A 17,763-nucleotide genomic window follows, 5' to 3' on the forward strand; every position below is an offset into this window, starting at 1 on the left:
CTATATGAATGAAGAATATAATACTTTACATGGACCTGCTCTGGAACCAAATTTAATCGGTCCCACACTACCATCAATTCCACCATTTACTTTCCCTACTGGACCTACTGGAATCACAGGCCCTACCGGTGCGACAGGTTTTACTGGAATCGGAATAACTGGTCCCACCGGGGTTACAGGTCCTACCGGAATCGGAATAACTGGCCCCACTGGGGTTACAGGTCCTGCCGGTATCGGAATAACTGGTCCCACTGGGGTTACAGGCCCTACCGGAATTGGAATAACTGGTCCCACTGGCGCAACTGGTTTAGGGATTCTTCCCGTATTTGGAACAATAACTTCTGAAGTAGGAATCGGTTTTTCAGCAGTAGTTAATACAAATGTCAACTTTACCATTCCAGGACCTGTTAGTGGAACTACTCTAAATCCAGTAGACAACTCCATTACAATTGATACCACTGGTGTATACTCTGTATCCTTTTCAATCGTATTTGTAATACAAGCTATTTCGTCTAGCATATTAAATCTTACAATAAACGATTCCATTCAATTCGCAATTGAAACACGAGTTGGTGGTGCTTCTGGGGTAAGAGCCACATCCGCCAGAACTGATCTATTACCTTTAAACCAAGGAGATGTTCTTCGATTACGAATAAGAGAAGCCACGGGTGACATTATTTATTCCAATGCATCTCTTGTTGTTATAAAGGTCGACTAGTTCTTTTATTACAATAAAGATTCAGGAAAAATAAATATGCACCATATAAAAAGGAGAGGAAAACTTATATTTCAGTCTACCTCTCCTTTTTCATCACAAAATTACTGCTGAACATATATGGAAACTGATCCTCCACTTACTTGGAACTGCCCCCACCCGTCCTTATTAATTGTTACAGTATTTGTTTGATTACCCGTAATATCGTACCATACTTCCCCTACGTTATTCTTTCCAACATCCATCCACTTTGCCCCTCCTGGTCCATCAGAGATTATCGTTGCTAAACCAGAATTAGCATGCACACTATCACCTTCTCTTGTCCAGCCAATCACATCTGGATGATCAAAATAATCACGCTGCGTACCATATGCAAAGTTTTTTCGTGCCGTCAAAATCGGATCAATTTTGTCCTTTAACGCTGGAATTTCATAGTTACTATTTCCTTTTGTACCATAGTAATCACCATAGAAAACAGAAGGATATCCCTCTGCACGCGTTAAAATAAATGCATATGCCAACGGTTTGAACCAAGGGCTCACTACAGATTCCAATGACTGACCAGGCTGTGAATCATGATTTTCAACTAGAGTAACCGCAAGTGTAGGATGATTCGCAACTACCGTTCCTTTTAAAATATTTCTCATATCATAATTTCCATTTCCTGTTGAAGCATAATGAAAATTATAATGAAGTGGCGCATCGAACACAGATTGATTATAATTGCCCTTCGCTAAATAATTATTTAAAGTCTGGATATCATTTTGCCAATATTCAGCTACTGTAAACATGTCTTTCCCCGTTTGCTGTCTAACATGATTTACCCAATCGCGCAAATATTCATGATCAATATGTTTAACAGCATCTAAACGAAAGCCATCTAAATTTAATTCCTTCGCATACCACGTTCCCCATTTTTTCATTTCATTCGCAACATCTGGATGATCAAAATCAAGATCCGCGTACATCAAATAATCATAATTCCCATTCTCGCTAGACACTTCCCAGTCCCACGCTTTACCTATGCCCCTAAATTTATAAATTCGGTTTAATTTCTTTCCTTCATCCCAATCTGTTCCGTCAAAATGATACCATTTCCATTTGAAATTAGAATAAGAATCTCCACGCCCTGGAAAGTTAAAGCCTGTCCAAGCACTAATTTCATAATCACCTGATACTTCAACATTTCGATTGCTCGGGTCTACCTCAACTGCTGTGATAGTTTCCGTATAATCAGCCCCACCTTTATGATTCATAACTACATCACCGTATACATCGATGTTTTTCTTATGTAAAGCGTCAATGGCAGATTTCAATTGTGCTTTCGTCCCATATTTCGTCCGCACTGTTCCCTTTTGATTGAATTCCCCCAAATCATATAAATCATATGCTCCATATCCTACGTCATTTTGCGTAGTTCCTTTATATGCAGGTGGTATCCAAACAGATGTAATTCCTTTTTCCGCTAAATTTTCAGCATCAGCACGCAAACGATTCCAATGATTCCCATCATTCGGAGCGTACCACTCAAAATACTGCATTAACGTTCCATTGTTAACTGTATCTGCATATGCTTTACTCTCCCCATATATACTAGGTAATAACATAACAACTGACAATCCGACTATTGTTATTCTTTTAAACATCTGTATTCCATCCCTTCTTAAGAAAGCGTTTGCATAGTTTATCAGAATTATTATAATATTCGTTCCATCGTTAGTAAAGTAGCAATCTCTCACTCTCCCACATTATTTTTAGTCTCACTTCAAATATTCAACGTAATTTTAATTTCACATTCTATTCAAGATTGTTTACAATTTACCTATAAAAGCATAGCGGAGGGATTTCTATGACAGACTTTCAAAAACAATTTTTCGCACGATTACATATAGAAGAAAAAGACACGGTTTCATTTGAAGATTTATCTAACATTATGTACGCAATGGCACAAACTGTTCCTTTTGAAAACTTAAATATTCTCGAAAAGAATTTTAAAGAAATATCAAAAGAAAATTTGAAAGAGAAAATTTTAGTAAATAACCGTGGCGGTCTTTGTTATGAACTCAATCCTACTATGTATTACTTCCTTAAAGACGCTGGATTTGATGTTCATCTCGTTTCAGGAACAGTTTATAACGCTGCAAACTCCATATGGGCTGTTGATTCTGGCCATATCGCAACCGTTTTAACACATCATAATGAACTTTATTTAATTGAAGTAGGATTCGGATCATACTTACCTCTTGCACCTGTCCCTTTCTCAGGTGAAGTCATTCACTCTGTTACAGGAGATTATCGTATTCGTAAAGAAATGACCGAAAAGGGAAACTACATTTTAGAGATGCGTAAAAACAATGAGTTTTTGGATCAATCTTCTGCTGATGATTGGACGTTAGGCTATGCATTTTATATAGAAGAAGTGGATGAAAAAAAAGCAAATACAGCACAAAAAATTATCGTTGAACATGAAGGATCACCCTTTAATAAAGTACCTCTTATTGTAAAACTAACTGAAGATGGGCATGCCTCTTTAACGAAAGATAGCCTTACAGTAGCGAAAAATGGTAAAAAAACGAAAGAAACCGTTACAGACATGCAATATACAAACCTTTTACATTCAAAATTCGGAATTACACTATAAGTATGTAAACCTTGTTATTTTAGCAAGGCTTTTCAATTTTCAGCAGGGATTTTTTGCAATTTGTTGTATTTCATAGTTATATAGAAATATAACTACATGTTTAGAAAGGAAATGATTATGACAGAACTTAAAGATCGATTACAAGTAGCTGATATAGAAAAATGGGATTTAACAGACATTTACCATACAATTGAAGATTGGGAAAGTGATTTTCATAAAATTGAAGTATTAACGAAGGAATTACACGAGTTTAATGGCAATATTCACGATGGTAATAGTTTATTAGCTTATTTAACGAAGAGTGAAGAAATTTCTAGCATAATATCTTTAATGTTCGCTTATGCACGATTACAATCTGACCTTGATACACGCGATACTGACGCGCAATCTCTTGTCGATAAAGTATCACAATTACACGTGAAAGTAAGTGCAGCTAAATCTTTCTTTTCCCCCTTCTTACTTAGCATAGACGAAAGCACATTACATTCTTACATAGAAGAAACAGAAGGCTTACAATATTATAAAGAAGACTTGTTTGAATTATACCGTTATAAAAAACACGTATTGAATAAGGACCAAGAAGAAATTTTATCACAGATGGGTGAAGCTCTTTCTTCTCCACAGCACACATTTGGTATGTTAAACAATGCAGATATATTATTTGGTGAAGTGACGACTGACGATGGAGAGAAAGTGAACTTAACACGCGGAATGTATGCAAAATTAATAGAAGATACGAATCGTGAAAAGCGTAAAGAAGCTTATAAAGCATATTACAAACCATATGTTCAGTTAAAGAATTCCATCGCATCTACTTTATCCGCTGCTATTAAAAATAATGTTACTGTTTCGAAGCTAAGACACTATCCATCGGCGTTAGAGAAATCATTATTTGGCGATATGGTTCCGAAAGAAGTATATGAAAACCTAATTGATACAACGAAAAAAAATATTCAAACATTACATACATACAATGAAATTCGAAAAGAAAAATTAAACGTAGATGAACTAAGACAATACGACCTAGGCGTCGATTTAGTAGAGGGTGCAAAACAAGACATTCCATATAGTGAAGCATTTGACATTATGATTGCATCACTAGCTCCTTTAGGAGAAGAATATATTGAGACATTAAAAAGTTTTAAAGATAAACGATATATAGACGTAAGAGAAACACCAGGAAAACGTTCTGGTGCTTATAACTTTGGTGTATACGGTGTTCATCCTTTCATTCTTTTAAATCATCACGATGATTTAAACAGCCTGTTCACTCTTACTCATGAATGCGGGCACGGTATGCATACGCACTATTCACATGGATACCAACCAAGAATTTCTGCACATTATTCTATCTTTGTCGCAGAAGTCGCTTCTACAGTAAATGAAGTGTTATTAATTCACTATTTATTAAAAGAAGCAAAAGAAACGAACGTGCGTAACCATTTAGTTAACCATTTTATTGAGAAATTTAAAGGTACTTTCTTTACACAAATCATGTTTGCAGAATTTGAAAAAATCACACATGAAATGGCTGAGCAAGGTAAACCATTAAATGCCCAAGTCTTCAGTGAAATTTATGAAAAGCTATTTAAAGAATATAACGGTGATTCACTTGTATTTGATGAAGAAGTAAAATACGGATGGGCTAGAATCCCTCATTTCTATCGCCCGTTTTACGTATACAAATATGCAACTGGATTCGCATCTGCCATTCAAATCGCTGATAAACTATTAAGCGGCGATCCAAATGCTCAAAAACATTATATTGAATTCCTTAAAGGCGGAAGTTCTGACTATCCACTAAACTTATTGAAAAAAGCTGGTGTTGATTTAACTACGCCAGAACCGATTGAAAGTGCATTGAAACAATTCACTCAACTTGTTGAGGAGTTTTCAGCTCTATAAAAAAGAGCCTCTCGTGAAGTGACCCCTAAAAGTTAGACACGGTTATTTGATTAGGCAGCTTGATAAAAGTGAGTCCGGTATTGTACCGGGCTCATTTTTAATTTTGCCTTAATCCGTTTCGTATTATAATAATCTATATATTTTTCTAATTCTATTTTAAAGTGCTCTACATTTTCAAATTCTTTTATGTAGAGGAACTCCGACTTCATAATCCCAAAGAAATTTTCTATTACTGCGTTGTCGTAACAGTTGCCTTTTCGAGACATACTCTGGACGATAGCTCTTGATTCAAGAGTACGGACGTATTGTCTCATTTGATAATGCCATCCTTGATCCGAATGCATCAGTAGCTGGTGCGTTTCAGGTAAACGTTCCAATGCTTTCTCTAACATGTCTGAAACAAGCGAATACGTCGGTCTAGAACCAATTGTATAGGTAATAATTTCACCATTATACAAATCTAATACAGGTGATACATACAGTTTTTCTCCAAACAATTTAAACTCTGTGATGTCTGTTACCCACTTTTGATTCGGTGCATCTGTATGAAAATTACGCTCTAAAATATTAGGTGCAATTCTACCGACTTTTCCTTTATAGGATTTATATTTCTTCATACGCACAACACACTTTAACCCAAGCTCTTTCATAATGCGCTGAACCTTCTTGTGGTTCACTTTCTGGCCACGATTCGTTAATTCATCACGAATGCGACGGTAACCATAACGACCTTCATTTTCCTCATAAATCGCTTTAATCTCAGCTTTCAAATCGGCATCTACATCTGGACGATTCATTTTCTTTACTAAATCATAATACGTGCTTCGAGGAATAGTAGCTAGCTCCACGAGTGCCTTCACCGAATATTTATGCCTTAATTCATAGACTACTTGCGCTTTGTCTTGTTTTGTGATTTTTCCTTGTTTTGAACTAAGGCATTTAACTTTTTTAAGTACTCATTTTCCATCTCAAGCTGTTTAATGCGTGCTTCAAGTGCTTCGACTGACCCTTCAGCTAAATGTTGTTTTAATTGTTTATTTGAATCTTTTTTCATGGATGGACGCCCCTTTTTCTTAGATTGAAGGGCATCAATTCCTTGTGTTTCGAGCTGTTTTTTCCAAACAGAAATCGTTGAAGGGGCAGGAATATTAAAGATAGCTGCCGTCTCAAATAAGGACATACCGTTTTCAATCATAAAGTTTAGTACGTCTAGTTTAAATTGTTGTGTGTAATTTGTACATCGTTTTAGAAAAGCTTCCAGACCATTCTGTTTATATTGGTTTACCCAATTCAAAATGATTGTGTCACTTATACCGAGCGATCTACCCATTTCTCGATAACTTTCATTTCCGTTCAAATAACGTAGAACGATTTGTATTTTTTCATCAGCTGTAAATTTAGCCATAGAAAAACCGCACCTCCAATTGTTAGACTGTGTCTAACAATTGGGGTGCAGTTCACTCGCTAGAGGCTCTTTTTTATATTCCCTTTCCTTCTATTAAATCATTCGCCATTTTCCTAAATTCTTGATTAAATGCATCATTCATACCATTTTGGACGTTAGAAAATAATATGACAAACGTTCGTTTATCCCAGTTAAAATTATTAAAAGTGTTCCAGCCAGCTAATACACCGTGGTTATGATAATAATCTGGGTAAATATAGAAACTAAATCCATATTTTCTTGCAGGTGATGCAGAAAACATATCTGATACACTTTGTTTAGAAAGTAGTTTACCATCCATAATAGCTTCATCTAACTTTTTCATATCTTCAACAGTCGTATACATTTCACCACAACCATACAGCCAGTTCATTTTTAAGCGAGGCGTGGCTATTAACTTATTATCTTTTTTCGTATACCCTTCTGCTAAGAAAATATCCTCTGGAAGTGTTGCGCCCATTCCAGATTCATGCATTTCAACAGGAGTCAAAATATTTTCTTTCACATATTCAGCAAGTGGTTTATTCGATATTTTTTCTACAATATATGCAAGCACCATATAATTATAATCTGTATATTTCCATCCTGTCCCTGCTGGAAATTGTAACGTTTGTGCCCCAATCCACGTTACTAATTTTAACCGTGATGCTGCGTCAACACTACCTTGTCCCTGTTCTGGTAATCCAGACGTATGTGTTAACAAATTTCGTAACGTAATGTTTTTATCTGCCGGAAACGATGGGATATATTTATTTACATTGTCTTCAATGTTCAACTTCCCTTTTTCTTTTAGTTGCATAATAGATATTGCAACAACTGTTTTCGTAATAGACCCAATGCGATATTTCGTTCTTGGAGTTGTTAATACTTGATCTTTCACATTCGCATAACCGTACCCTTTTCGTAAAATGACATGATCTTTACTTGCTACAAGAACACTCCCATTAAATCCTTTATCTTTTAAGTACTGATCTAGTTTTCCAGCTGCAATTTCATAACGCTTTTTCGCATTCGCATCAACTTCCTGCTTAACATCTTTTTGCTTACTATTTACATTTGAAAATGCCTTTACATCATATTTTTTTCCTTTATTTGCATGTATTAGTGTAACAACACTTCCACAAAAAACAGCAAAAATAAAGAAAACGATTAACCATTTCTTTAACATACTAGGAACCCTCTTTTATCTAGTTTCACTTAACGTACATCCATTCTATTTTATATCTTTTAATTATCAAGTATATTATAATATTATTTAATATTCACTATGTTAAAACTAGATTCCTTTTTCTCATTTTCAATTTTGACTACTCTCTATTGTATTTCTTTCTAGCAAAATTTCCAACATACAATCGGATGCATTACACTATAATTTCAAATTCTTTTGTAACATTTGTTACATACTAAAAAGAATGGAGATGTAATATGAAAAACACCGATAAACGCAACCGTTTAGATGATAAGATGTTTCATTATCGGATAATAAAAAACAACATGATATTAATTGAATATTACGGAAAACAAATTATGATATTAAAAGGAAATGATGCTGAAAAATTTTTAAATAAAATAAATCATGCAAATAACGATAAAGAAAAACAGCTAATTATGGCTAAAATTACAGGTAATTTCAAAAGAGGTAATGAACGAAATTGAAAACGAATCTCATTTACATTTTGATTATACAACAAATAAAAAAAGAAATGTCGCTCATTCAACATTTCTTTAGACTTTCTTCACAAAAAATTTACATTGCTAACATTCCTTTATTTTCTATAATTCCTATATAAGCTAACCGCTGAAATAGTTAGTAATACAACTATGCATAACCACGCATACGTATATCCCTTCTTATCTACAATATAACCAAATAAAGCAGGTGCAACAATAATGGAAATTTGATTTAATGTAAGTGCAAAACTCACTGTCATCCCTACCGATTCTTCACTTGCTGATTCTGCAACTTCAGTTATAAAAAGACTAAACCATCCAATCGAAAAGAACCCTAACAATGCACTTACACCATACAATACATTCGTTATTGTATGTATGCTCATTACTAATATTAGAATGAAGAGAATAGAAATACAAACAGTTATAAATAAAGGGGTGCGCCGATTTCCCTTATAAAACAAATCACTAGTAGCTGCTAATATAATCCTACCAACCATTCCAGAAAAGAACATAACGGAAAATACTTTTCCAGCTAAAATTGGCGTGATTGATTGTTCCAATACTAAAAATTTTATAAAGTGTGCAACTAACACCATTTGCAATGAAATCATACAAATGCCAGTTATATAAATTGCATACAACTCTTTTTTACACATCACTTCTTTTAACTGCATCCAAAAAGAAAGTTTAATACGTTCTTGTTTAACTTTCTCTTGAATATATGGTTCCTTATAAAATATAAAAAATAAAAACCCTCCAATTATACAAATGCATGTAATACTATTTACCGCATAAGCCATATTATATTTTATTGTAAGAAACGGGATCAATACTCCCGCTAACGTGCCACCAATCGGTATACCAGCTTGTCTAATCCCCATTGCTAACCCGCGATTTTCTTTTGGGAACCACTTTATTATCACCTTACTTCCTCCTGGCTGCGAAACACTATAAAACGTTCCTACTAATAAAAGTACAAAGAGTAACCCATTAAATTCATTGACCATATTAGTCAGTAAAAATGAACCTCCTAGTAAAAATGAGCTTATCGAAATTAACAACTTTTCATTGTATTGATCAAGTAGCCGCCCGACAAAAAGCATACAAAATAGCGGTCCTATATTTACAACACTTACTAGCAATCCACTCTCCGTATTCGTAAGTGCATATTCTTCTTTCCAAAATAAAGCAAACGCTCCAACACCATACGTTATAAGTGTCGCTGTTGTTTGAGCAACTGTCGCAAAAATTAACATAACCCACTTATAAGTACTATTCACCCTTTCTTCCATTAACACAATAATCCCTCCATCCCCCTTTCATTGTATGAAAGTTCTGATATCATATAAAATAAAGATTTATCATGTAATCCATCAAAAAAAATGATACCTTTTATGGAGGGATGATACTTGGATATAAAAGATTTAACTGTATTTTACGAAGTTGCGAAAGAAAAAAACATATCTCACGCAGCGAAAAATTTAAACTATGTACAGTCTGGCGTAACAATGCGTATGAAACAACTAGAAAACGAATTAGGTGTGCCTTTATTTTACCGAAACGGAAAAGGTGTAACTTTAACTTCTAACGGTGAGATTTTATTAACATACGCCAAACAAATTATCCACTTAATAGATCAATCTGTTAAAGCAGTTCAAAGTAATGGGATCGAACCAAGAGGCACTTTAAAAATTGGATGTACAGAATCTACAACCGCTGTAAGACTTCCATCTATATTAACAGCCTATTATGAGAAATACCCAAAAGTCGAATTGATTTTAGAATCAAATACGACGGAACAATTGATTAGGCTTGTATTAGAACGAAAACTGGACGGAGCGTTTATAGCTGGCTCTACTCAGCATACTGAACTTCATACAAATATATTTCGTGAAGAAGAATTAGTTCTCATTAGCAAAAATCCTTTATCTTCCTTTAAAGACATCGGAGACATGAATTTACTTGCATTTAGTCGCGGGTGCTATTATAGAAATTTATTAGAAGATTGGCTTCAAGAAGAAGGAATTTCACCTAAGCGAGTATTAGAGTTCGGAACAATTGAGGCGATACTCGCATGTATAAAATCAGGTATGGGCATAGCAATTATGATGAAGTCTATTTTAAATGATCATAAACATGACATATCATTCAACCCTTTACCAAATAGCTTCAAAAAAGTTCCTACTACTTTTATTACTAGAAAAGATATATATCACTCTGCTGCATTACAAAAATTTATGGAGATGACTCACAATGCGTGAAAAGAAAATACGTGGTATGAAACGAAAAACAAACACTTTAATAAAGCGAATTGAGGAACATACAAAAACGTTCCCTTCTATTTTCTATAACGATGAATATTGGAATATGCTATTGCCAGTTTCGCAAACTTTTATCGACTCTCGTAAAACACCTAGAAAAGTAAAGCGATTATGTATTCAAACCTTATTAAATCAAGCAAATCATTTAATAAATATGAAACCGAGCGATACACATACATATCGAGTTGTTGTTTTAATTTCTATAAATAATTTGTGGGGTTCGCAAATCATTATATTTAAAAATGAGGACTACTTTCATAATTTTTTTAATAGAAATAGTGAATTTCAAAAATGGATTCTTCTTTCAAATGAAATTGATTTTTGGGAGAAATTAGAAATTTCAGTTTGTCATTCCTTCGAAACGCTTCGCTTTCAAGAAATTATTTATGATGAAGATGAATGCTACGAAAAAGAGATTCTGTTTATCGGGGAGTTAAATTAAAAAGGGTGTACCTAAAACACTGGTATACCCTTTTTCACTTATTTCCCCTTCAATACACTATGTAATCGATCCGGATAATTTGTAAACATTCCTGTAGCACCCCATTTGATTAACAGTCTCATATCTGGTTTCTCATTAATTGTATAAGGATGAATTAACAGTCCATTTTTCCTAGCTATTTTCATATATGATTCATCAATAATTAGTTCTCCGTTATCATTACGTAAGTTTGGTCCAATACCAGCTGCATACTTTTTAATTTCTTGAAAATCATCATTCGTTACACTTTTCGGTTCATGTGTAATGCCAGACCATTCAACAATTTCATTGTTTTCATTTGGATAATACCAAAGCAATTGAACTAACGGAATATTTTCATTCATACTATGAATCTTTTTCAAACTATCTTTACTAAATGATTGAATCATAACACGGCTAGATGACATGTTTTGACCTACTAAATTATATTTATTTAACAATGCTAACAATTTCTCTTCCATTCCTGGATACACATCTGGTGATTTTGTTTCAATGTAATACTTCATGCTTCTTCCATACTTTTGGAAGATTTCTTCAAGAGTCGGAACTTTTTGCCCAACATACTCTTGCTTAGCCTTTTCTGGATACGCTTTATTAAACCACGTTCCTGCATCTAAACTCTTTATTTCGCTTAACGTTTTATCACGTACTTCGCCTGTTCCATTTGTAGTGCGATCAACTGCTGTATCATGCATTGCAATTAATTGGCCATCCTTTGTTAATTGAATATCTAACTCTAAATAATCCGCTTTCATTTTTTTCACTAAATCATAAGAAGCAAAAGTATGCTCAGGTGCATGTCCACTTGCTCCGCGATGTGCAATATTTAAAAACTTATTCGTATTCCATTCATGCTTCCCTTCTGCTTTCGCATGAACAGCTCCCCCAACAAAGATACTTCCCGTCATAAAGAAAATAACTAAAACGCTAATAATCTTTCTCATCCTTCTAACCCTTCCTACGTTGCAAATTTCAACAAGCTAATGAGATTTACACGAAATAGAAGACACACTTTCATTATTTTTATAGACCTATATTAAAATTCCAATCTTACAAATATACTTTATCTATATTATTAATATAGAAAACTAGTATTATCCTATTTAATTCCTATAGTCCTCCTTTTCATATGTAACTCTCTATTTTGTACGATTCATTCAATAAAAAAGCCATAAATTATTTAGAATACACTCCTGTATCCCTAAATAAATTTATGGCTTTTCTCAAATATCTCCGGCCTCTATTAACTTGTCGAATTTAATCATACCAAACCTATTGAAATTTGTGAATATTTTTTTCAGTACAGTGAAGCACATAAAACAATATTTCTGTAGTTACTTAAAAATCACATAATAAATTTCTCATTACCTCTTCCAATACTATATCTGGATTTACTACCGTTTTTTCCGAACGCCATCCGATAAAGCCATCTGGTCTAATTAATACAGCACCTCCATTCTCTATACCATATAATTTGCTAAAAATATCTTCTGGAACAACAAAGTCTCCACTTAAGCCAACACGATACCCTTTTATATTTATTCCTAATTTAGCTGAAACAGCATGTGCTGCCTCAGCCCAAGAACTATTTTCTACTCCTGTAAGTAATACAAAACTGTTACCGAATAAGTCTAATGTAGAAACTTTCTTTCCTTCATACGTTCCCCATAAATGCGGTGCTCGTGTTCCAGGTCTCCCGTTCAACTCTATGCTATCCATTCTATGTGGAGTGACTGAATTATCTATAATTGCCTCTGAACAATACTGATATCCAACTGTAACAGCTAAAACATCCATATTATTCAAACTGCCTTCCTCTCTATTCGCAGCACGAAACAGTAAACTACTTGCATAAGCTGTCGTTAATTTTGCAACAGAGTGTCTCTCTTCATGATATGTTTCTAACAATTTTGGTTTTGCCTTCCCTTTTATAACAGCCGCTAATTTCCAAGCTAAGTTATGCGCATCTTGTATTCCTGTATTTGAACCAAATCCTCCTGTTGGCGGCATAATATGTGCTGAATCTCCAACTAAAAAGGTTCGATTTCCTTGAAATTTCACCGCTGTACTTTCGGCCGCTTCCCACGGTAAAACACTTAATATTTTTGATTCAACATTTGTACTTCCAATTGCTATTTGAATAATTTGTTTACAACGTTCTATAGTGAAGTCCTCTAGCCCCTCTCCTTTTAATGGATCGTAGGCTACATGATAAATCCATTTTTTTACGTTATCAACTGGGATAAGTGCACCAAGAACCTCCGGATGAAGTACCATCGAAAAACCGAATGCGTCTCCTTGTATAAACTCTCTTAAATCAGCTTCAAAATAAATATTCATATAATAGCCACCAATGGTTCCACGCCCCTCAGTTTTAATCCCTAACTGCTCACGTATTTTACTTTTCGCTCCATCCGCTGCAATTACATAGTCACAATGTATGACACTTTCTTTTTCTGTTTCACGATTTCGAATCTTTGCTTTTGCCCCGTTTTCATTTTGTTCAAATGAAACTAATTCATGATAAAAAGATAGTTGCCCGCCTAGCGTTTTTGCTTCTTGTAACATCATCTCTTCTAAAATAATTTGATAACATGCAGTTTGTTTTGATGGACTAATCTTTTCTATTTTTTGAAGTAACTCTTCATCGTTTCTGTATTGCGTCGCTCTCATTTGTTCCAATTCTTCTTTATTCGCCTCAGCTATTGTATGAACCGCTATTCTTCCTCGGCAGTTCTCTAATGCTTTACCTGCCAATTTAATTCTTTGTTCCAAGCCTAATTCTCGAAATAACTCCATTGTACGTAAAGTAAGACCGCCTGCTTTCGGATGAATGGCAGTAGACGGATGCCTTTCAATAAGTAAGTACTCAATGTTATGTTTTGCAAGAAATAACGCAGACGCTAACCCAGATAATCCCCCTCCAACAATTAAAACTGGTACATAATTCGATTTCATATATTTACCCTCCACATCATTGTTCTGAGCTCAGTGACATAAATATAATCAAAAAAAACATTAAAATATAGACTTATATTTCATTTTGAATTATCATATAGATAGATTACGCCCCAAAATCCCTTTTACCTTTTCATACAGATATAATCCACCTGAATTATATCTGTATGAAAGTGTAAAACAAAAGAACGTACTTTACGTTGAACTATGTTCTATCGTAAAAATCAAAAATAATACAAACATTATAAACGGTCGTAACCTTATGGATTATACAAGGTTACGACCGCTTATTTTATTGTTACATCATTTTTTGTTTTTAAAACTTCATCTATTGTGTTATGTAGTCCTTCCAATCCCTTTTCTATCTCCCTATAATTTTCAAAAATAAAAAATTCATTCGTCTCGATTTTCTTTCCCAATATTGCACCTCATACAACAATCATGTAGCATTACCGTATCGAAGTAATGGTTCGTTATCTTAAACCTTTCGACTAATTAGCAGGAGGCAAAGTGATTGAAATGAATAAACAAGAACAATTAAATATTATAAAAAAAGATTTTATTGATTCTCAAAAAGTATTATTGGCAATTGGTGATGAAACACGTCAAGCTATTTTATTAGTGCTAATGGAAACGGAATGTCAAACAGGATTACGTGTAGGAGAAATCACGAAGCAAACACACCTTTCCCGTCCAGCAGTATCACATCACCTTAAGATTTTACGAGAAGCTGGCATTATTTTAATGAGAAAAGAAGGTACAAAGAATTTTTATTATATTGATATACGTACAAAATTAGGTTTATTAAAAAATCTTGTATTAGATATTGAGAAGCTATTGCAAAACTTTTATTAAAACTTGGAGGTATAAGAAATGAAAGCAATGATAATTGATAGATATGGAAAAGTCCCAATGCGTATGGCAGAGGTACCTACTCCTGAAATAAAAGAGTATGAGGTGCTCGCAGAAATTCATGCAGCTAGTATTAACCCAATTGATTTTAAAATACGCGACGGAAAAGTAAAAATGTTACTGAAATATGAAATGCCCCTAATCCTTGGTAATGACTTTGCCGGTGTCATCACGAAGGTTGGATCAAAAGTAACTCGTTTTAAAGTTGGTGATGCAATATATGCTCGTCCAAGAAAAAATAAGATTGGTACTTTCGCGGAGTATATAGCCATTCATGAAGATGATATAGCTTTAAAGCCGAAAAATTTAAGTTTTGAGGAAGCTGCTTCGATTCCACTTGTTGGCTTAACATCATATCAAGCATTACATGACATCATGCAATTACAAAAAGGACAAAAGATTTTAATTCACGCTGGATCCGGTGGTGTTGGTACTTTCGCAATTCAGTTAGCAAAAATAATGGGTGCTACTGTTACAACGACTGCTAGTGAAGCTGGTGCAAATTTAGTAACGTCTCTTGGCGCAGATGAAATTATTAATTACAAAACAGAAAAATTTGAAGATATACTAAAAAATTATGATGCGGTATTTGATACAATCGGCGGTGCAACGCTTGAAAAATCATTCAATATTATAAAAAGCAGAGGAAACATTGTTTCCGTTTCAGGTATGCCGAATGCACGCTTCGGTAAAGAATTTGGTTCAGGATTCTTTAAAACTCTCTTATTTTCATTAGCCAGCAAAAAACTTACTGCACTTGAAAAAAAGCATAATGCTCAATATTCATTTTTATTTATGAAGCCAAGCGGGGATCAATTACGTACTATTGCAAACTATATTGAAGCCGGAAAAATCAAACCGGTAATCGATCGAGTCTTCCCTTTTGAAGATGCGCAAAAAGCAATGGAATATTCAGAGTCTGGAAGAGCAAAAGGAAAAATAATTGTAAAAATTAAATAATAATAAAACCTCCATTTTCTTAAAATGGAGGTTTTAAATTTGCTGTTAAATAGACATAGTGCAATGAAGTCCTTACAATAGATTGCAAGGGGAAATATTATATTATACTTTTAGTTAACTTTACAAAGAATACATACGTACAAATACATAACTTAAAATACAAAAAGGAGGAGATACAATGACTAAAAATAATGAAACAGGTTGGAATTTAGATAATAGTTATACGACTTTACCACAATCATTTTATACAGAAATCCCCCCTACTCCCGTAAGTTCACCGGAGTTAGTTAAACTAAACCATTCATTAGCGATATCTCTTGGCTTGACCCCTGAAGAACTGAAAAAGGAAGCTGAAATTGCTATTTTCGCTGGTAATGCACTCCCAGAAGGAGCTCATCCATTAGCTCAAGCATATGCTGGCCATCAATTCGGACATTTTAATATGTTAGGCGACGGTCGTGCTCTTTTAATTGGCGAACAAATTACTCCTTCAGGTGAGCGTTTCGATATTCAACTGAAAGGTTCTGGCCCTACTCCCTATTCACGCCGAGGAGATGGCCGTGCTGCACTCGGTCCGATGCTACGTGAATATATCATTAGTGAGGCAATGTATGCACTTGATATTCCGACTACTCGCAGTTTAGCAGTTGTCACAACTGGTGAAGCAACATATCGTGAAACAAAGTTACCTGGAGCAATTTTAACTAGAGTAGCTAGTAGCCATATACGCGTCGGTACATTTCAATATGCTGCAGCTCGTGGTTCAATAGAGGACCTGAAATCACTAGCTGACTATACGATAAAAAGGCATTACCCAGAAATTGAAGCTCATGAAAACCGATATACTGCATTACTACAAGAAGTCATTAAAAGACAAGCCAGTCTTATCGCAAAATGGCAACTTGTTGGATTTATCCACGGTGTAATGAACACTGACAATATAACGATTAGTGGCGAAACAATTGATTACGGTCCTTGTGCATTTATGGACAATTACAATCAAGGAACCGTATTTAGCTCTATTGACACACAAGGTCGTTATGCATATGGAAATCAACCATATATGGCCGCATGGGACCTCGCTCGATTAGCAGAATCTTTAATACCAATTCTGCACGAAGATGAAGAAGAAGCATTAAAGATCGCCCAAGACGAAATTTCGAAATTTAGCGTACAGTATGAAAACCATTGGTTCCTTGGAATGAAAAAGAAATTAGGACTATTTAGTACCGAAGAACAAGATCAACCACTTATTGAGCAACTTTTAAAAATGATGGAGAAATATAAAGCAGATTATACAAATACATTCCGTTCATTAACTCTTGATGCTATTGAAAATACAGCTCTATTTGAAAGTCCTGAATATAAAGATTGGTACAAACTGTGGCAATCTCGATTAAAAAGACAAGAACAATCGAAAGAAAACGCCTACGAAATGATGAAAAATAATAACCCATCAATCATCCCAAGGAACCACCGTGTAGAAGAAGCACTAGAAGCAGCTGTTACAAATGACGACTATAGCGTAATGGAGAAACTTCTTGAAGCTTTATCAAACCCTTATGCGTATTCTACAGATCAAGAAGAATACTGCATTCCGCCTGCACCGACGAATCGCCCTTATCGTACTTTTTGTGGGACTTGATTAAAAATTTGTTTTTATTTTAACCCAAAATTTATTAAGTTAACTATTAATCACAAACTTAAAAGTTGCTTTCAATATTGAAAGCAACACATTTAGTATCCAACCTT

At 34.4% G+C, this 17,763-nt stretch carries 15 protein-coding genes; 9 read left to right on the top strand and 6 right to left on the bottom strand.

Annotated features, from left to right (window positions below; translation table 11 throughout):
- The first annotated feature begins 4 nt into the window (after positions 1–4).
- On the top strand, positions 5–718 hold the full coding sequence (locus tag AC0ONG_RS15710) for an exosporium leader peptide-containing protein (protein WP_001001586.1): 714 nt from the start codon (positions 5–7) through the stop codon (positions 716–718).
- A 101-nt stretch (positions 719–819) separates the two neighbouring features.
- Here AC0ONG_RS15710 and amyS read toward each other — a convergent pair whose 3' ends face one another.
- Complete coding sequence (amyS, locus tag AC0ONG_RS15715) at positions 820–2,361, bottom strand: alpha-amylase (RefSeq protein WP_000476414.1); 1,542 nt, start codon at positions 2,359–2,361, stop codon at positions 820–822.
- A gap of 203 nt (positions 2,362–2,564) precedes the next feature.
- Here amyS and AC0ONG_RS15720 point away from each other — a divergent pair, with 203 nt between their 5' ends.
- Positions 2,565–3,356, top strand: coding sequence for an arylamine N-acetyltransferase family protein (locus AC0ONG_RS15720; RefSeq protein ID WP_000129187.1), 792 nt, complete (start codon positions 2,565–2,567; stop codon positions 3,354–3,356).
- 117 nt (positions 3,357–3,473) lie between these two features.
- A complete protein-coding gene (gene pepF / locus AC0ONG_RS15725; protein WP_000137539.1) occupies positions 3,474–5,261 on the top strand; it encodes an oligoendopeptidase F in 1,788 nt (595 codons plus the stop codon).
- A 50-nt stretch (positions 5,262–5,311) separates the two neighbouring features.
- Here the strand turns inward: pepF and AC0ONG_RS15730 are convergent.
- A protein-coding gene (locus tag AC0ONG_RS15730) for an IS3 family transposase (RefSeq protein WP_085959122.1) occupies positions 5,312–6,666 on the bottom strand; the annotation gives its coding sequence in 2 pieces (ribosomal slippage) (positions 5,312–6,213 and positions 6,213–6,666; 1,356 coding nt in all).
- 73 nt (positions 6,667–6,739) lie between these two features.
- On the bottom strand, positions 6,740–7,873 hold the full coding sequence (locus AC0ONG_RS15735; protein ID WP_000915207.1) for a serine hydrolase domain-containing protein: 1,134 nt from the start codon (positions 7,871–7,873) through the stop codon (positions 6,740–6,742).
- 257 nt (positions 7,874–8,130) lie between these two features.
- Here AC0ONG_RS15735 and AC0ONG_RS15740 point away from each other — a divergent pair, with 257 nt between their 5' ends.
- On the top strand, positions 8,131–8,361 hold the full coding sequence (locus tag AC0ONG_RS15740) for a hypothetical protein (protein ID WP_000798785.1): 231 nt from the start codon (positions 8,131–8,133) through the stop codon (positions 8,359–8,361).
- 110 nt (positions 8,362–8,471) lie between these two features.
- Here AC0ONG_RS15740 and AC0ONG_RS15745 read toward each other — a convergent pair whose 3' ends face one another.
- Positions 8,472–9,671 (bottom strand): MFS transporter, encoded by a 1,200-nt coding sequence (locus tag AC0ONG_RS15745; RefSeq protein ID WP_003279283.1) that lies wholly within the window; start codon positions 9,669–9,671, stop codon positions 8,472–8,474.
- 117 nt (positions 9,672–9,788) lie between these two features.
- Between AC0ONG_RS15745 and AC0ONG_RS15750 the strand changes: the two genes are divergently transcribed.
- Entirely contained in the window at positions 9,789–10,640 is an 852-nt protein-coding gene (locus AC0ONG_RS15750; protein WP_000351676.1) for a LysR family transcriptional regulator, read from the top strand.
- Positions 10,633–11,142, top strand: coding sequence for a DUF3916 domain-containing protein (locus tag AC0ONG_RS15755; protein WP_001208326.1), 510 nt, complete (start codon positions 10,633–10,635; stop codon positions 11,140–11,142). The genes AC0ONG_RS15750 and AC0ONG_RS15755 overlap by 8 nt, the downstream gene beginning before the upstream one ends.
- A 38-nt stretch (positions 11,143–11,180) precedes the next feature.
- Here the strand turns inward: AC0ONG_RS15755 and AC0ONG_RS15760 are convergent, their stop codons facing one another.
- A complete protein-coding gene (locus tag AC0ONG_RS15760; protein ID WP_001226361.1) occupies positions 11,181–12,125 on the bottom strand; it encodes a glycerophosphodiester phosphodiesterase in 945 nt (314 codons plus the stop codon).
- A gap of 394 nt (positions 12,126–12,519) precedes the next feature.
- Positions 12,520–14,139 carry an FAD-dependent oxidoreductase gene (locus AC0ONG_RS15765; RefSeq protein WP_000841683.1) on the bottom strand — a complete coding sequence of 540 codons (1,620 nt, stop codon included), beginning with the start codon at positions 14,137–14,139 and terminating at the stop codon, positions 12,520–12,522.
- A gap of 510 nt (positions 14,140–14,649) precedes the next feature.
- On the opposite strand from AC0ONG_RS15765, the gene AC0ONG_RS15770 reads away from it, so the two are divergent.
- From AC0ONG_RS15770 to AC0ONG_RS15780, 3 genes are all read left to right on the top strand, one after another.
- Complete coding sequence (locus AC0ONG_RS15770) at positions 14,650–14,994, top strand: ArsR/SmtB family transcription factor (RefSeq protein WP_000571870.1); 345 nt, start codon at positions 14,650–14,652, stop codon at positions 14,992–14,994.
- A gap of 18 nt (positions 14,995–15,012) precedes the next feature.
- Positions 15,013–16,011: an NADP-dependent oxidoreductase gene (locus AC0ONG_RS15775; protein WP_000646432.1), complete on the top strand. Its 999-nt coding sequence runs from the start codon at positions 15,013–15,015 to the stop codon at positions 16,009–16,011.
- A 178-nt stretch (positions 16,012–16,189) separates the two neighbouring features.
- The gene (locus tag AC0ONG_RS15780; RefSeq protein WP_000164912.1) at positions 16,190–17,656 is read left to right on the top strand and encodes a protein adenylyltransferase SelO; all 1,467 of its coding nucleotides are present in this window, start codon (positions 16,190–16,192) and stop codon (positions 17,654–17,656) included.
- Positions 17,657–17,763: the final 107 nt, after the last annotated feature.

This window comes from Bacillus sp. TCT6 (genome assembly GCF_056033845.1).

Coding starts and splice junctions, on each gene's coding strand:
- AC0ONG_RS15775 (WP_000646432.1), top strand. CDS start 15,013: ATGAAAGCAATGATAATTGATAGATATGGAAAAGTCCCAATGCGTATG.
- AC0ONG_RS15740 (WP_000798785.1), top strand. CDS start 8,131: ATGAAAAACACCGATAAACGCAACCGTTTAGATGATAAGATGTTTCAT.
- AC0ONG_RS15745 (WP_003279283.1), bottom strand. CDS start 9,671: ATGGAAGAAAGGGTGAATAGTACTTATAAGTGGGTTATGTTAATTTTT.
- AC0ONG_RS15720 (WP_000129187.1), top strand. CDS start 2,565: ATGACAGACTTTCAAAAACAATTTTTCGCACGATTACATATAGAAGAA.
- AC0ONG_RS15765 (WP_000841683.1), bottom strand. CDS start 14,139: ATGAAATCGAATTATGTACCAGTTTTAATTGTTGGAGGGGGATTATCT.
- pepF (WP_000137539.1), top strand. CDS start 3,474: ATGACAGAACTTAAAGATCGATTACAAGTAGCTGATATAGAAAAATGG.
- AC0ONG_RS15755 (WP_001208326.1), top strand. CDS start 10,633: ATGCGTGAAAAGAAAATACGTGGTATGAAACGAAAAACAAACACTTTA.
- AC0ONG_RS15735 (WP_000915207.1), bottom strand. CDS start 7,873: ATGTTAAAGAAATGGTTAATCGTTTTCTTTATTTTTGCTGTTTTTTGT.
- AC0ONG_RS15780 (WP_000164912.1), top strand. CDS start 16,190: ATGACTAAAAATAATGAAACAGGTTGGAATTTAGATAATAGTTATACG.
- amyS (WP_000476414.1), bottom strand. CDS start 2,361: ATGTTTAAAAGAATAACAATAGTCGGATTGTCAGTTGTTATGTTATTA.
- AC0ONG_RS15710 (WP_001001586.1), top strand. CDS start 5: ATGAATGAAGAATATAATACTTTACATGGACCTGCTCTGGAACCAAAT.
- AC0ONG_RS15760 (WP_001226361.1), bottom strand. CDS start 12,125: ATGAGAAAGATTATTAGCGTTTTAGTTATTTTCTTTATGACGGGAAGT.